Below are 16108 nucleotides of genomic sequence, written 5' to 3' on the forward strand. Positions count from 1 at the left end.
GGCTATTTCTGGGGCCAGCTGCTAGGCGATTTTCTGCCCAACAGTTGGCTGAGTCTCGCATCAAGTCTCCTGGTTGCTTGCGTCATCGTTGTCCTGCTTGCCTACTGGACGGCCCCGATAAAGCGAGGTTAGCTGATAATCCCCTTGATTACGCATCCTTGATGAAGATATGAAATTAACGCCTTACGATAAATCTGATGAAGTGGAAATCAAGCAGCTATTTACTGAGGTATTCTCTGATGCTGAAGGAGAGCCGGAGGGTGTACTGATCGGGAACCTGGTGGCTGATTTAATCAACACTACCGAGCCTGACGATATTTTTGGGTTCGTCGTCACTGAACAGGAACAAATCATTGGATCCATTTTCTTTACAAGATTGATTTTTGATACCCCTGTTGAGGCTTTTATTCTGTCACCCGTGGCGATCCGGACAAACCAACAGGGAAAAGGTGTTGGGCAACAATTGATTAATTATGGAATTGAACAAATGAGGGATATGGGAGTTAAACTGCTATTTACCTATGGCGATCCAAATTTCTACTCAAAAGTGGGGTTCCGAAGCATTACCGAAGAGATCGTAAAAGCACCTTTGGAATTAACTCAACCGGAAGGATGGCTTTGCCAATCCCTGGATGGTGGTGAAACAGCGCCTATAGCGGGTAAATCAACTTGCGTTACAGCACTCAATAAACCTGAATATTGGTAATAGATATCAGTCATCGAAGTAATAGATCATGAAAAATTATCTGCTTATTATCCTGTTTTGTTTTGCAGCCTACAAAGGTTGGAATTACCTCACCAAAGAGAGTGTCGAGCCACTCTATGCAACACCCTATGTTGCGGTATACGGGCGTAATTCATGCGGCTGGACCAAGAAGATGCTTAAAGAGTTGAAGACTTCTGACATTCCCTATGAATATCATATTGTGGATAAGCGGGAAGTCGCTGATTTACTCCATGCCAGGATGCAGCAGTCGGGAATCAGCACCAGGAGATATAATCTCCCGGTGGTTGATGTGAATGGCAGGTTAAGTGTCAGGCCAGATAGTGGAGGGATTATTTCGGAATATCAGGCATCCCTGTGAATGTGATTGAAAGCAGGGCAAGGGCAGCTCTATAATCTGCCCTCACCCTTGCCTTTTGACCTCATCAGATAGTAAACCGCGCAACCAATCCCTGCAGTTCAGTCGCCATATGGGCCAGGTTCTGACTCGCCTCCGCTGTCTCGCCTGCGCCATCGGCAGTCTGGGTCGACATGTCATTGATCTTGACGATATTGCGATTGATCTCTTCAGCCACTGATCCCTGCTCTTCCGCGGCACTGGCGATCTGGGTGGACATCTCGTTGATCTTCTCCACGGCCTGGGTGATGGTGGCCAAGGCGGTGCCGGTTTGGGTGGCTAATTCAACCGCTGATTGCGCCTCTTCCCGGCTCTGATCCATCACTGTCACCGCCTGACGGGAACCCGATTGGAGTTTTTCGATCATGTCATTGATCTCGTCGGTCGACTGGCGTGTGCGGCCAGCCAGGGTGCGCACTTCATCGGCGACCACGGCAAACCCCCGCCCCTGCTCACCGGCGCGTGCCGCTTCTATTGCCGCATTCAGGGCCAACAAGTTGGTTTGATCCGCGATACCCTTAATCACATCCAGCACCGTATTGATGGCTTCACTGTGGTGTTCCAGATCGTTGATGGTCTGGGAAGAGCTCTCCACCTGGTCGGCCAGCTTGTTGATCTGGGTGACCGCTTTTTGCACGATCTCGGAACCTTGCCGGGTCTGATCGAAGGCATCATCAGCGGCACTGGCCGTGTGATTGATGTTAACTGCAACCTCTTGAACCGTGGCGGTCATTTCATTCATGGCGGTTGCCACCTGCTCAGTCTCTGAACGCTGAGTATGAATGGTCTCGCTGGTCTGGGTGGTTATCGACGACATCTCTTCCGATGCGGTTGACAACTGTTCGGTGGTTTCAGAAATATCCGCCAGCATGTCGAGCAGATTCCTGCGCATGCCGTTGATTGCCGTGAGCAACTCACCTATTTCATCACGGCTGGTAACTTCGAGATCCTGAGTCAGATCACCGGATGCAATGACCGTCGCCTTGCGAATTGCGCTTACGATGAATGTAGCGAATATAGTGCTGACAACGAAACCAATGGCGACGCTTACCAACGCGATAACAGTCAGGGTAGCAACGGCTGTATGTTCGTGGGCCTCGGCACGCTTGGCGCTCTCCTCGGTGAAATGTCCGATCTCCACCAAGAGGGCTTCAAGGGACTTGTCCAGGTTCTCCTCTTCTTGTTCCACTTTTTCGGCCAGTTCTTCCGCATGATGCGCCTTTCCCTCTGTGTAGGCGACAAACACCTCGTGGGCATGTCCTACAAACTCCACGTGCGCCGCTTCAATGGCTTTCAGCTGATTATTTACGGCGGCAAACTCACTTTTAACATCGCCTGAGCTATGCGCCATGGCCTCTTGGGCCAATTGCTCTGCTTCGTGGAGTTCAGCCTCTATTCCCTCTGTGCCTTCATCAAAGGCCTTGATCGACTCGCGAAAACGAGCTAAAGCCGTATCTTCTGTTTTCAAGGTACTGCCATAGTGCAAAGCGCGTTCGAATTGCACTGCCTGTTCCAGTTGATGAACGGTGATCTGGGCAATCTTTTCCGTGAGTGGTATATCCTCTTCGGCAATGGTGACCAACTCTTTGCCTATGCTGTTCATGGAGTAGATGGCATACACTGAACTGACAATCAGCAAGCCGAGCAGAATGCTGGCAAAGCCCATTAACTTGGCTTTTAACGACATATTGTTAAGTAGATTTTTCATGGTGATATTCTCATTGACTTGAGTCTTAATCGGAGGTCAGCATTGAACGCCAATGCATGGGCTGAAGCGGACGGGCATTTTTACCAACAAGTCTTGCGAACTGTTTGACTTGCGCATCCGATACTTCCACCGGGGTTTTCATTACAAACCAGTTGACGTTTTCGCTGCAGGGGGGAGTGGTCAATGATCCACTATAGTGAAATAGCTGGCGATCGGCGGGGAGCAGATCGGCAGCGTTGATCGTGACTCCTTGAGCTAATTTGACCTCATTAATATTACCCGAAACATTATCGAGCACTTTCCTAAGGGTTGGATTCTCTTTACCCCTTTTGAGCAACACACCGATAACAGCCAGGTTGCCATCGGCACTCTTGTGCACAAGATGGACTTCCATTGCGTAGCGCTCACCCTCATGAGCATGCTCACTGGGGGTATGAAAATGGAACTGAAGCAGTTTGTAGGGGACATCACCCAGCATCAATGTGCTGTTATGCACGGGCTTGCGTTGTACCGGGTATGACTTACCGCCAATAGTGACCTTTTCTTCCTGACCCAGAGTGTTGTAGTTGGCCTGCAGGGTATGACCATTGTTCAACACAAGCAGGGGAATGGGCTGGTATTGAAACTGCAGAGGATACAGGTCTGATGGGGTTTCATTCCAGATATCCACCGGGGATTGGCGCTTACCGCTGCCGCATAGAGCGTACTCCTTAGATAAGCTGTCCCACTCGTCGGGACCGGTAGCCCCCGAATATCCCCAGTGCGAGGTGTGTCCAGTTGCGGCGTGCAGGTTGGTCGCGGCGATGAGGCCACTGAAAGGTAAGGCGAATAACAGCAGGGTCTGGAATATGATTCCAGAAAAAATATGTTTACTCGTACTCATTGCCGAGCCCTCAAAAGTGTAATGAAATCATCGGGACATCCGAAGATCATTTACAACACAACCCATCACCCTGATTTCAATTAACAAACTGGCGTGATGAGGGGGCGACATCCTATCTGAATCCTGTGATCAATCTCCTCTATTTTTCCTGTGATCTGGTATTCACAGCGGCTGGACTAAACCAATCTTTAAGAATAATTGTATATTTTTTACTCAATTACAATCTTTGATTATGTCGTGGATTACCAAGGGAAATACCAAGGAATTGGCAGGGCTGGCAAGATACCCATTTATCGAATACTTCATGTGCAATATTCAATTGCTGCGTTGCCATTTTTTGTGGTTTTTAACCGGCATCACCCGAGGAATTTAGTTCCTTTATTTGCATGGAGAATCACTCAGCAATAATTATCTGCATGGATTACGAAAGGCACAGAAAAATCATTATAATTTGTATCTCAAAGGCAGCAGCGCAAACAGACTCGGACATGGTCATCTTGTCCATGCCATGACTCCTTCAGGCAGCATTGAATGGAACCCAGACAAACCAAATTAATAATATTCACCGCGAAACTTATCGCTTTTCTCTGTTTCGCTTACCTGACCCTCGCTTTTTTCCCTCAATACGCCCATCACTTATTGCTGGTGATAGCCTTGGCACTGGTTGTTATTGGCGCCGGATCACTCCTCAAATACAAGTCGCAGCGGAACTGGATAGAGAGCGAGGCAAAATTACTCAGCAGTGAGGAGCAGGAGGAAGAGATTGCTGTATCTCAATACTCAAAACTCAAGTATTACTATCCAGTCATTGAATATGCCTATTCAGCCAACGGCATATCCTACACCGGACATACCCTATCCCATGAAAAAGAGAATCTGTGGGTACCCGAGGTGAATCATTGGGGCGACCCCACTCCGGCAACAGATCGTTGGTGGTTGTGGTTCGAACCGGGAGACCATATTCCTGTCTACATCAATCCTCAGGATCACAGTGAGGCGGTGCTGGTGAAGGATATGACAAAGGCGCGTCGCTCTCATCACCTTGCGCTGCTGACGGGTGGCATCCTGATAGGACTGATATGGCTGACCCTGGTTGTTTTAAACTATACCCTGCCACTCAGGTGACCTGAAACAAGCATCCTTACATCGTCACTATCGTATAAGCTGCACACCAAATCTTACATAAGCACTATCCAGGCGTTCATCATTGGGCCCGATTCCGCCAAATGTCCGCCGATAACCCGCGCCCAGTTGCATATTGATGCCATGTGCTTCCGCTTTGATGCCAGGAAAGTCGTATGTCAGACCTGCACTCCAATAGGCAGATTCATCCGAATCGCTCTCCTTGACCCTGCTGACCAGTGTTCTCCCACCTGTGGCGTCTATCTGATAAGTGGTACTGGTGTCATCTATATCCATGGAGAGATAGCCAATACCAAAATTGCCCTTTAGCGCGAACTCCCTGGAGAGTGGCTGGGTCCAGCTGACTTCGAGACCTAGCAGGGAAGTGTCCGACTCTCCTGTTATCAGAAAACTGGCCGGGGCTGTTGTGAAATCACCTTGAATACTACCCTCCATGGTGTCGGCCTCAGCATACAGCATACCGAAACGTATCTGGCCACCCGATAGCTCTCTTGAAACACCAATATCGATTCCTGTCATATTACTGCTATCATCGGCTTCAGTCCTGACATTGGCGGTAATACCACTGGCGATTGCATCGGAACCGCCCTGTTCCACATTCTCATTAAGGTTGCCAAACCCAAGCTGCCCCAATTCGAGACCGACATCGACCCGCCACCCGGTAGAGGCATTTTCCATCATCGGCTGCTCACCTGAGATGTCGACGCCATCAACGGGGGGTGGCATTGTACTCATTGCCAAATAGTCAGAGGATGTCCCGCAATACTTCAACTCACATGCCTTGAGTTCCGCACGGCGATTTTTGAGTTCGGTAAAAAAATCTTGCACGCGCTGTTTTCTCAACTTTTCTGCCAAAGGAAATACCAGCTCACCACGCGCCTTTTGTAGCTGTTCTTCACTGAGCTGATCCCGATTCTTAATCCAGGAGGCCTCATTTCTCTCTAACTCTTTAAAGGCATCTTCAAGGCTATTATTGATCACCTTGCGGGCCTTGATTATCCATTCATTGATTTCCTTTGCCATTCGTTTGCAACGCGCATCATCGCATGAGGTACTGACGAAAAAGAACCATGGCAATTTAACAGCCATCCAATCATCATCGTTTGTTTGATTCTCAATGTGTTGATCGAGCGTTGCAGCAGGCATGCCAGTGAATCCCGGGCAATGCTCAAACAGACACAGGTACAACTGGGTCTTAAGTGCAATTATCTTGTCCCAGATAACGAAAGACTTTTTATAAATCTTTTTCTTCTCTGACTCCAACTCCTCACTGCGTTTCTTGAGTTGGTTGTATTTTTCCCGTTGCTGTTTAGACCGCGCCTCTTCTTTGGGTAGTCCTTTGATCTGCTTGTCGATGGAAACCAGTTCATCCGCTATCTCGTTCACCGGGATGCGGGTTTCATAATACTTGTTACGCAGTTCATAATATTTGTTCACCAAATCCTGGCACTCTGGGCATACCTGCGGCGGTGACTCAGAATACAGCACATAATTGAGACTCCAGGTATATTGATCGATCGCTGAATCGGAATCACCCCCAGATTTCCGATCCCCAAGGCAGTAGCGCAGACGGCCGTTTGCAACCAGCAACTCCTGACGCAACTCATTCCAGTCACCCAGGGTTGTGGCAAAATCCACTGAATCCCGCTTCAATCCGCTTGCTCGTCCAACCAGATCGTTCATCTCCCTGGCAATTCTGTTGCGATCCTTGACCACCCAATCACACTCTTTACCAGGTGATACGGCAATCCTTGTGTAGGCGGGCAACTCCCCCTCCCATACATCCACCGCGGCAGGTTCGACTGATGGCTCTGAATCCTGTGCAGAGGCATTCGACAATAGCAGTGAAACAACCAGTACCTCCATGCAGGTTACTAGAACAGCCTTAAGCCATGCAGTCATCATGAATTTCCCCGTTGGTTCCAGCAAACCTGGTTCAACAATCCAGATATGCTGTTATGAAATTGTCTTGGTTTGAGGATTCCCGTTTGGTTTCATTTTTTTATCGACCGAGTCAAGGGTGGTTTTTATAATCTTGTAGCAACTCTGTTTGCCGCTTCTCGGGTCCTTCTAAAAAAGTATAGGAAGAAATCCACCCTATTTACCTCATAACTACTGATGAATTAGTGAAAAAGCATCTGGCTTGTTGGGATCGCTCTTCAACCCATGGTCGTATTTTCCATGCAACGCACCATAAACTCGGCCCTATCAAAAGCTATCACGCCACTGATGGCACAGTGATCAATCAATCTTCGTCAGGAAAATTGCCGGAAGGCAAATGGTGAATCGACGGGGGATCCAATAAAAAGGTGTAGAGCGGACAGGGATCCGGTAGCTAGATGCGGATTTAATCGTCCGCGGTTAATTCACTTCTCCTCGTCCTGCTTGGGTTTTGCGATTTCGGCGATCGACACCACCTTCGTGGCAGGGGGTTCATCGACGAAGTAGGGGCGCTCCTGGGCGGTTCGCCCCGCATCGTCGGCCAGCTCCTTTTCCCGGGCGGTGATCAGGCCCAGACAGGCGCGGATATCTTGAATGGTCTGTTCTGAAAGCGGATGTCTCAGGCTTTTGTGTTCCGGTGTCACCTCGCGCACGATGGTGGTTAGCAGCTTACGCATCACCAGCATGATTTCCCGTTCTTTTGCGGTTTCGTCGTTCATTGCTTTTCCTGCAACCTTGTAAATCAATCGGTAGAAGCTACCACGAATGATGGGCTGAATAAACGCGTGTGCGGAAGCGTTATTGGTTTTGCGCCAGCAGATCCTGCAGGCTCGCCTCGTCGAGGACAGCGACACCCAGCTTCTCCGCCTTGGCCAGTTTCGATCCGGCCTCCTCCCCCGCCAACAGGTAGTCGGTCTTTTTCGAGACACTGCCGGTCACCTTCGCTCCGAGGGCCTGCAGGGTCTGTTTGATCTCATCCCGTGGTTTGCTCAATGTGCCGGTGATGACCACCGTCTTACCCGACAAGGGTTGCTGCACGGCAGGTTGTACCTCCACCGCCGGCCATTGAATGCCTGCATCGATCAGTTGCTCGATCACTTCCCTGTTGTGTGGCTGGCGAAAGAATGAATGGGTATGCGCCGCGACGATGGGACCCACATCCGGGGTCTCTTGCAGCGCCTCTTCATCGGCCTGTTCCAGGGCCTCCAGGGTGGCGAATTGGCTGGCCAGGGACTGCGCTGTCGCCTCCCCTACTTCTCTTATACCCAAGGCAAAGAGAAAGCGGTCAAGGGTGGTCGACTTGCTCTTGTCCAGGGCCTGCAACAGATTCTGCGCCGACTTTTCGGCCATCCGCTCCAAGCCGCTCAGCTGCTCCAGGCTCAGCTTGAACAGGTCAGCCGGGTTATCCACCAGTGCCTGCTCCACCAGTTGGTCCACCAGCTTGTCACCCAATCCCTCGATATCCATCGCCTTGCGGGAGGCGAAATGTTTAAGTGCCTGCTTGCGTTGCGCCGGACAGTAGAGTCCGCCGCTACAGCGTGCCACCGCCTCCCCCTCGGGTTTGATGATGTCAGATCCACACACCGGGCAGGCGCTTGGCAGCTTGACCCTGTCCGCATGCGACTGACGTCGATCCGCTACCACACTCACCACTTCAGGGATCACATCCCCCGCCCGCCTGACGATCACCGTGTCGCCGGGGCGCACATCCTTACGCATCACCTCGTCCATATTGTGCAGGGTGGCATTACTCACCGTGACCCCGCCGACAAACACCGGGGTCAAGCGCGCCACCGGCGTGATCGCGCCTGTCCTGCCCACTTGAAACTCGATGCTTTCCACCTGGGTCATCTCCTCCTGGGCGGGAAATTTGTAGGCGATCGCCCAGCGTGGGGCCCGGGACACAGAACCGAGTTGCTGCTGCAGATCCAGGTTATCGACCTTGAACACCACCCCATCGATCTCATAGGGCAATGCATCCCGCTGCTGCAGCATGCGCTGAAAATAGTCGATACACCCTTCCACACCTGTTACCACTTGATGCAAGGGCGATACGGGCAAGCCCCATTGCTGCAATCTGCCAATGCTGGCACTTTGCTTCTCGGCGATGGGTGAAGGTACCACCTCGCCAAAGCCATAGGCATAGAATGAGAGGGGACGCTGGGCGGTGAGGCGGGGATCGAGTTGACGCAGTGAACCGGCGGCGGCATTGCGGGGATTGACGAAACTCTTTTCACCCTTTTCCCGGGCACGCTTGTTCAATGCCTCGAATCCCTCGTGGGGTATGAAGACCTCACCCCTTACCTCAAGGACCTCGGGCCAGTCATCGCCCTCGAGTGACAGGGGGATGGCCTTGATGGTGCGCACATTGCTGGTGACATCTTCACCCCGGCTACCGTCGCCCCGGGTGGCGCCCTGCACCAACCTGCCCTTTTCATAGCGAAGACTGACCGCCAGACCGTCCAGTTTGGGTTCCGCCAGGTAGTGGACGGCCTGCTCGCCATCCAGCTTCAGCCGATCCCGGATACGGCGTTCGAACTCCCCCATCTCCGCCTCATCGAAGGCGTTGTCGAGGGAGAGCATGGGCAGTCGATGGACCACCTCATCAAAACCTTCCAGGGGCTTTTCCCCAACCCGCTGGGTGGGAGAGTCGGGGGTGATGAGTTGGGGGTATTCCGACTCCAGCTGCTGCAATTCACGCAGCAAGCGGTCGTAGGCGGCATCCGCTATCTTCGGTTCGTCGAAGACATAGTATTGCCGGTTGTGATAGTTGATCTCCTTGCGCAGGGTCTGGATACGCTGCGCCGCATCGCGCTTTGTGTTCAACCCTTGCTCCGGGCCAATTGGATCTGACGCCGGTGCTCCATGATCTGACCGCGCAGGTGCTCGATGGTCTGTTTGGTCAGGGCGCTATGGGTTTCGTCCTGCAACTCCCCATCCAGTATGGCAGCCAGACGTTCCGCAGTGAACAGCATATCCGCAAAGATCGCCATGCTGTCACCAGGACCGGGCAACTGGGTAAACAGGGTCACCCCCGGGGTGGAGAACCCCTCCACATCCTGCTTCGGAAACACCCCGGGCTCCACCATGCTGGCCAGGTTGAACTGGGGTTGATTGCTGCCGTCGCCGGCGATGCGTTGATAGATCGACAGTTCACTCAGGATAAGCCCGGTCTCCTGCATCGCCTTCTGGATCGCCGGTCCGGTAAACGGCTTGGAGCGGGCACGCAGATTGATCTGGATAATCAGCACCGGTACATCCACCGGAGACTCCTCCTGGGCGCTGAAACTGAACAGATCCTGCTGCTCCGGTTCCGCGGTCGCCGATTCGCTATCGGCGGACAGCCCAAGCTCGGGGGTCTCCTCATCCTCACCTTGCGCGCTGCCGATCTCGTTCAACTCCTGACCCAGGAGTTCGGTATCGTCCTCGTCCCAGTTGACCCAGGTATCGTCACCCTCCGGGGATGCGACTGTTGTTTCATCCTGAGCTTGGGGTTCATCCGCAACAACCTCCTCCGCTACACTCTCTCGCGCAACGGTTATCGACTCGGCTCTGCGTCTGCGCGCCTGGGCGGACTCACGCTTGCGCCGCTTGGTCTCATACAGGTAGATCGCGGCCAGGAAGATACAGCCGAGTACCAGTAGCACGATGCGCAGTGTCATGGCATCCATGAGATCAAATGGCGGCGAGTTGAGCCGCCTCCTCCACGTCGACGGTGACCAGGCGTGACACACCCGGTTCATGCATGGTGACCCCCGAAAGCTGGTTGGCTATCTCCATGGTGATCTTGTTGTGGGTGATAAAGATGAATTGTATCTGGTCTGACATATCCCTCACCATATCGCAAAATCGCCCGACATTGGCATCATCCAACGGTGCATCCACCTCGTCGAGCATACAGAATGGGGCCGGATTGAGCTGAAAGATTGCGAACACCAAGGCCACGGCCGTGAGTGCCTTCTCCCCACCGGAGAGGAGATGGATGTTGGTATTGCGTTTGCCAGGGGGACGCGCCATGACCGTCACACCGGTATCCAGCAGATCCTCACCGGTCAATTCCAGATAGGCGTGGCCACCCCCGAACAGCCGGGGAAACAGCTCTTTAATCCCTGAGTTGACCTTATCGAAGGTCTCCTTGAAGCGGGTACGGGTCTCCCGGTCGATTTTTCGGATTGCGTTTTCCAAGGTCTCCAGGGAGCGGGAAATATCCTCGTGTTGCTCATCCAGGTAGTTCAGACGCTCCGACTGCTCTTGAAACTCATCGATCGCCGCCAGGTTGATGGGCCCCAGGCGTTGAATGCGATTCGCCAGTCGTTCCACCTGCTGCTGCCATGCATCCTCGCTGGCATCCTCGTCCATGCTCTTGAACAACTCCTCCGCATCCAGTCCACCCTCATGCAGCTGTTCCTGCAGGGTCATGCAGCGAACATTCACCTCCTGGCTTTGCAGACGCGCCTGGTTGAGCTTGTCCCGTCGCTCCTGTACCTGCTGTTCGGCCAGATGGCGCTCCTGCTCCTTCTTGCGCAGATGGCCATCAACGTCCTCAAGATTGCGACGCACCTCGTTCAACGCCTTGTCGATGTCTGTCCGTTCCGAGAGTTTCTGATTCAACATCCCCAGCTGTTGTTGCAGGGGCGCCTCACTGTTATCCAGGGTGGATTTCAACTCCTCCCGCCGATGGGACAGCTGAGTCAGCTGGCTGCTCGCCCGTTCCAGGTTTTGTGTCAGTGAGGTATGGGCGGTGCGCATCGACTCGACCCGCAGTGCGACCTCGTGGGTGGAGGCGCGCTGTTGATTGAGGCGCTCTCTCGCCTGTGTAACCTGATTACGTAACTCATCCCGCTGCTTCACCAGGGATTCACGGCGGCTGCCCAGATTCTCGATCGACTCCAACGCCTCGTGCAGTCGCAACCGGGTCTCCTCCATCAACTCCTTGTCATTGCTGATCTGCTCACCGATCTCCTGCTGTTCGTGTTGCAGCTGCTCACGGCGCTGCCGCAGGTGATCGGCCCGGGTGCGTTTACCGCTCAGGCTGGCGCGTATCTCCGAGAGCACTCGATTGAGTTTATTGAAGCTGGATTGGGCCTGCTCCCTGTTATGTTCGGATTGTTTGAGGCTCTCCCTGCCCTGTTCGAGGGTGGCCGCGAGTTCAGAGACATTGCGCTGCTGCTCCACAAGGGTCTGCTTCAGGCTGCGCAGCTCCTCTTCACGGGCCAGTACACCTGCGTTTTCGTCGGATTCACGACTCACTCGCAACCAGTCGGGACCGAGCCAACAGCCATCCGGGGTAACCAGCGTCTCGCCTGCCTTCAGCCCCTGTCGCTGGGCGAGGGCATCGTGGATGTTGTCTGCCAGCTTCACCCCGCCGAGCAGGGATCCCAGATTCCAGGGCGATCTGACCTGCTCAAGCAGGCTATCCGCTGCGACGGGATAATCATCGACCGCATGGGTGCGGGTATCCCAAAAGCTGAGCACACCCTTCTCCAGCTGAGGCAACTGCTCCTGGAGTTGACCGATATCGTCCACGCACACGGCCTGTAGATGAAATCCCAACACCAGCTCCACCGCCTGCTGCCAACGGGGCTCCACCTCGATCGCCTGGGCCAGGCGTTTGGCATCGCTCAGCTGGCTCTTCTCAAGCCACTCCACCCCTTGGTTGCCCTGTTGACCCAGGGCTGCCTGCTGGAGTGCCTCCAGGGAGGCCAGACGACCTTTGTTCGATTGAAAATCGGCACGCGCCTGATCCAGGCGGTTGGCGGTCTGACTGTTCTTCTCACGCTGCTGATTGATCAGCTCCACGGCCTGGTCAAGCTGAACATGCAGGGTATCGGCCTCGCCCTTCTGCCGGTTCTCATCCCCTTCGAGGGCGGTGATTTCACTCAGCAGTTGGCTGTCATCCAGGCGTCCCAGCTCCTCATCCAGGCGTTGCAGGCGCCGTTCCAGGTTGCCCCCCTGCTGCTCGAGATGGTTGATCCGGGTACGCTCCACCTGGGCGGTCTGGGCCGGCTCCGCGGCCTTCTGATTGAACTGCTCCCACTCATGCTGCCAGGCCTGCATCGCCTGCTCGGCCTGCTGTAAGGCCTCTGCATGCTGCGCTTCCTCTGCCTGCGCCTCATCCAGCTTTGGCTGCTCCTGTTGCAGTGTGGTATTGAGCTCAGACAGGCGCGCCTCATCCTGGGACTTATGGGCTTCAGACTCTTGCAGGGCCTGTTCAACCTGATCCAGATCCTGTTGCTGCTGACGTTGGGAATCCCGGGCGAACTGTATCGCCTGCTCCAAGCCGCTGATCTCTGCCCCCAGGCTGTAGAATTTACCCTGCACCTCGTTGAACTGATCGTTGACTTCCGTATGTTTGTCCCGGTCCGATTCGATCACCGATTCCAACTTGCGCTGCTCCGCAATGGCCGCTTCCAGGTTGTTCTGCAATTCAGCGATATGTCTCTGGCACTGTTCCAGATCCTGATGCAGACTGCGCCAGCGCAGGGCCAGCAACTCCGCCTTGACCTGGCGCTCCTCTTGTTTGAGCCCTTGATACTTTTCCGCGGTGGCGGCCTGACGTTTGAGATGTTGTAGCTGTTTGGCCACCTCTTCACGGAGATCGGTAAGACGTTCCAGGTTCTCCCGGGTATGGCGGATTCGGTTCTCCGTCTCGCGGCGCCGCTCCTTATATTTTGAGATGCCCGCCGCCTCTTCCAGGAAACTGCGCAGATCTTCCGGCCGTGCTTCGATGAGGCGCGAGATCATTCCCTGTTCGATGATGGAGTAGCTGCGCGGTCCGAGGCCGGTACCGAGAAACAGATCGGTGATATCCCTGCGCCGGCAACGCACACTATTCAAAAAGTAGAGGGATTGTCCGTCTCGGGAGACCTGACGTTTCACCGAGATCTGATTGTATTGGGCATATTGACCGCCCGCCCTGCCATCCACATTGTCGAACAGCAGCTCAATGGTTGCGGCACCTACCGGCTTACGCACACTCGAGCCGTTGAAGATGACATCCGCCATCGACTCGCCGCGCAGCATCTTGGCCGAGCTTTCGCCCATGACCCAACGCACGGCATCGATGACATTGGATTTGCCACATCCATTTGGCCCAACGATTCCGACCAGATTGCTAGGGATCGGTACAGTGGTTGGATCGACGAATGATTTAAACCCGGCGAGCTTGATTTTCTCCAGACGCATGGGCGGCTAAGATACACCAAAGAGGGGGATTGTTACAGAGTACAGTTCAATTTTTTACACATTAACTATTTACTATAACTTATTGTTTTAAATGGCTTATAGAAGGAATGCTTTTGACTGGGTTGCGGCTCGAGTATAATTCTTTGCCAATTTACCGTTGAGACAAGAAGACCATGCCCAGTCAACCAAGCAAAGATCTTGAAACCTTTGATAATCCCCAGCCGGACAGAGACTATACGATCCGTATCAATATCCCCGAGTTCACCTGCCTCTGTCCCAAGACCGGACAGCCCGACTTTGCCGAGATGACCCTGGAGTATGTCCCCGAAAAACTCTGTGTCGAGCTGAAGGCGCTGAAGATGTATATCTGGTCTTTCCGTGACCAGGGGGCCTTCCACGAAGCAGTCACCAATGAGATTCTGAGTGATCTTGTACGCGCCACCCAGCCCCGCTTCATGCGCCTGAGTGCGGAGTTCAATGTGCGTGGCGGAATCTACACCACGGTTGTGGCCGAGCACCGGGCCGAGAGCTGGGTCGCGCCTGCGGCGGTAAAGCTCCCTTGATAGCCTCGAGCAGCTGTTGCGCAGATATAAACCATTGCCTGAGTCTGCACCAAACCGGTCAGTAATGGATCTCTATATCGGCATCGACCTGGGTACTTCCGGCTGTCGGGCCATCGCCATCGATACAACAGGCACCATCCAGGCATCCGCAAGCAGACCCCTGCCGGGACCGCAGACACAGCAACCGCAACAGAGCCGGCAAGACCCGGAAATCTGGTGGCGGACCCTGCTGGAGGTGCTGGCAGAGATCGCCACGTCCCGTGTCAACGACAGGGTCAAAGGGATTGCCGTGGATGGTACCTCCTCCACCCTGCTGCTGTGCGATCCACAGGGTAAACCCCTGACCCCCGCCCTGATGTACAACGACAGTAGCAGCCTGGAGCAGCTGCCCCTGTTGCGCAGCGTCGCACCGGATGGCAATCCTGTGTTGAGCGCCACATCCAGTCTGGCAAAGCTGCTCCATCTGTCGCAAGACCTCACCACCGATCGCTACCTGGCCCGTCACCAGGCCGACTGGATCCTCGGCAGGCTGTGTGACGACTACCGCTATAGCGATGAAAACAATGGTTTGAAGCTGGGCTATGACCCTATCCAGCGTCAGTGGCCTTCCTGGCTGGCGCGACTGCCGTTTCCTGCTGCTGTGCTACCCGATGTGGTTCCCTGTGGCACTCCCGTGGGTAAGCTCTGCCGACAGGTTGCTGAAGCCACCGGCCTCTCCCCTGGGATACCTATCATCGCCGGCACAACGGATGGCAATGCAGCCTTTCTAGCCACCGGCGCCAACCAGATCGGTGAGGCGGTAAGCTCCCTCGGCAGCACCCTGGTGCTCAAGGTCCTCGCCGATAAACCCATTTTCGCAGCCGAATTTGGCGTCTACAGCCATCACCTGGGAGAGCGCTGGCTGGTGAGTGGCGCCTCAAACAGTGGCGGCGCGGTGCTGGCCCACTATTTCAGCAGGGAAGAGATGGCACGCATGAGCAGGGATCTGCAACCGGATCGACCCACCGGCCTCGACTACTATCCCCTGCTCTCACCCGGCGAACGTTTCCCCCTCAACGATCCCGACTACCCACCCCGTCTACAGCCCCGCCCTGAGGAGAACCGGCACTTCTTTCAAGGCATGTTGGAGGGAATCGCCAGGATCGAAGCAAGCGGTTATGCGCTGTTGCAAACACTGGGGGCGCCAAAACCCAGCCGCGTCTATTCCGTCGGTGGCGGGGCGCGCAATGAAGTCTGGCGCCAAATACGGCAAAAGCAGTTGGCGCTACCGGTGATCCTGGCACCACAACAGGAAGCCGCCTACGGCACTGCCCTGCTGGCGATGAGAGGAATAGACGGCTGACAATGGCCTGGCCCTGGTCTATATAGAGAGGAGCATTGAATAATAAACTCAATGCTGTCCCGTTAACTTCGGCCATTATGGTGTTAACAGGTTAATCCTACTTGATTTCTCTTATCGAGTGAGGTTTGAGACATCAAAAACAGTAGGCAGGACAAGATGATGGACTGAAGAAAACATAAAAACATCAGGATGGGAAACACACGGGGAAAGTAACACCCCTCT

General features: G+C 54.1%; 12 protein-coding genes. 5 read left to right on the forward strand and 7 right to left on the reverse strand.

Features of this window, described 5'->3' with window-relative positions; all coding sequences use genetic code 11:
• Positions 1 to 169: 169 nt before the first annotated feature.
• Entirely contained in the window at positions 170 to 706 is a 537-nt protein-coding gene (locus R2K28_RS11405; RefSeq protein WP_316364450.1) for a GNAT family N-acetyltransferase, read from the forward strand.
• 28 nt (positions 707 to 734) lie between these two features.
• The gene (locus tag R2K28_RS11410; protein WP_316364452.1) at positions 735 to 1085 is read left to right on the forward strand and encodes a glutaredoxin family protein; all 351 of its coding nucleotides are present in this window, start codon (positions 735 to 737) and stop codon (positions 1083 to 1085) included.
• Positions 1086 to 1149: 64 nt separating this feature from the next.
• Here R2K28_RS11410 and R2K28_RS11415 read toward each other — a convergent pair whose 3' ends face one another.
• Entirely contained in the window at positions 1150 to 2829 is a 1680-nt protein-coding gene (locus R2K28_RS11415) for a methyl-accepting chemotaxis protein (RefSeq protein WP_316364453.1), read from the reverse strand.
• Positions 2830 to 2854: 25 nt separating this feature from the next.
• Positions 2855 to 3712 carry a carbonic anhydrase gene (locus R2K28_RS11420; RefSeq protein WP_316364454.1) on the reverse strand — a complete coding sequence of 286 codons (858 nt, stop codon included), beginning with the start codon at positions 3710 to 3712 and terminating at the stop codon, positions 2855 to 2857.
• 531 nt (positions 3713 to 4243) lie between these two features.
• Here R2K28_RS11420 and R2K28_RS11425 point away from each other — a divergent pair.
• Positions 4244 to 4837, forward strand: a complete 594-nt coding sequence (locus R2K28_RS11425) for a DUF3592 domain-containing protein (protein WP_316364455.1) — start codon at positions 4244 to 4246, stop codon at positions 4835 to 4837.
• A gap of 27 nt (positions 4838 to 4864) precedes the next feature.
• Here the strand turns inward: R2K28_RS11425 and R2K28_RS11430 are convergent, their stop codons facing one another.
• The 5 genes from R2K28_RS11430 to smc all read right to left on the reverse strand — a co-directional run bounded on the left by R2K28_RS11430 (position 4865) and on the right by smc (position 13981).
• Complete coding sequence (locus R2K28_RS11430; RefSeq protein WP_316364456.1) at positions 4865 to 6760, reverse strand: hypothetical protein; 1896 nt, start codon at positions 6758 to 6760, stop codon at positions 4865 to 4867.
• Between the two features lie 461 nt (positions 6761 to 7221).
• Positions 7222 to 7515 (reverse strand): segregation and condensation protein A, encoded by a 294-nt coding sequence (locus tag R2K28_RS11435; RefSeq protein WP_316364458.1) that lies wholly within the window; start codon positions 7513 to 7515, stop codon positions 7222 to 7224.
• Positions 7516 to 7594: 79 nt separating this feature from the next.
• Positions 7595 to 9622 (reverse strand): NAD-dependent DNA ligase LigA, encoded by a 2028-nt coding sequence (ligA, locus tag R2K28_RS11440; protein ID WP_316364459.1) that lies wholly within the window; start codon positions 9620 to 9622, stop codon positions 7595 to 7597.
• A complete protein-coding gene (gene zipA / locus R2K28_RS11445) occupies positions 9619 to 10458 on the reverse strand; it encodes a cell division protein ZipA (RefSeq protein WP_316364460.1) in 840 nt (279 codons plus the stop codon). The genes ligA and zipA overlap by 4 nt, the downstream gene beginning before the upstream one ends.
• Positions 10459 to 10471: 13 nt before the next feature.
• Positions 10472 to 13981 (reverse strand): chromosome segregation protein SMC, encoded by a 3510-nt coding sequence (gene smc, locus R2K28_RS11450; RefSeq protein ID WP_316364461.1) that lies wholly within the window; start codon positions 13979 to 13981, stop codon positions 10472 to 10474.
• Positions 13982 to 14154: 173 nt separating this feature from the next.
• Here smc and queF point away from each other — a divergent pair, with 173 nt between their 5' ends.
• Both queF and R2K28_RS11460 read left to right on the forward strand, forming a co-directional pair.
• On the forward strand, positions 14155 to 14544 hold the full coding sequence (gene queF / locus R2K28_RS11455) for a preQ(1) synthase (RefSeq protein ID WP_316364462.1): 390 nt from the start codon (positions 14155 to 14157) through the stop codon (positions 14542 to 14544).
• Positions 14545 to 14578: 34 nt separating this feature from the next.
• Positions 14579 to 15886, forward strand: coding sequence for an FGGY-family carbohydrate kinase (locus tag R2K28_RS11460; RefSeq protein ID WP_316364463.1), 1308 nt, complete (start codon positions 14579 to 14581; stop codon positions 15884 to 15886).
• Positions 15887 to 16108: the final 222 nt, after the last annotated feature.

The organism is Candidatus Thiodiazotropha sp. CDECU1 (genome assembly GCF_963455295.1).
Classification (GTDB): domain Bacteria; phylum Pseudomonadota; class Gammaproteobacteria; order Chromatiales; family Chromatiaceae; genus Thiodiazotropha.

Bases quoted from the DNA above. Each gene is read 5' to 3' on its own strand.
- R2K28_RS11405 (WP_316364450.1), top strand. From the start codon at position 170: ATGAAATTAACGCCTTACGATAAATCTGATGAAGTGGAAATCAAGCAG.
- R2K28_RS11410 (WP_316364452.1), top strand. From the start codon at position 735: ATGAAAAATTATCTGCTTATTATCCTGTTTTGTTTTGCAGCCTACAAA.
- R2K28_RS11415 (WP_316364453.1), bottom strand. From the start codon at position 2,829: ATGAAAAATCTACTTAACAATATGTCGTTAAAAGCCAAGTTAATGGGC.
- R2K28_RS11420 (WP_316364454.1), bottom strand. From the start codon at position 3,712: ATGAGTACGAGTAAACATATTTTTTCTGGAATCATATTCCAGACCCTG.
- R2K28_RS11425 (WP_316364455.1), top strand. From the start codon at position 4,244: ATGGAACCCAGACAAACCAAATTAATAATATTCACCGCGAAACTTATC.
- R2K28_RS11430 (WP_316364456.1), bottom strand. From the start codon at position 6,760: ATGATGACTGCATGGCTTAAGGCTGTTCTAGTAACCTGCATGGAGGTA.
- R2K28_RS11435 (WP_316364458.1), bottom strand. From the start codon at position 7,515: ATGAACGACGAAACCGCAAAAGAACGGGAAATCATGCTGGTGATGCGT.
- zipA (WP_316364460.1), bottom strand. From the start codon at position 10,458: ATGACACTGCGCATCGTGCTACTGGTACTCGGCTGTATCTTCCTGGCC.
- smc (WP_316364461.1), bottom strand. From the start codon at position 13,981: ATGCGTCTGGAGAAAATCAAGCTCGCCGGGTTTAAATCATTCGTCGAT.
- queF (WP_316364462.1), top strand. From the start codon at position 14,155: ATGCCCAGTCAACCAAGCAAAGATCTTGAAACCTTTGATAATCCCCAG.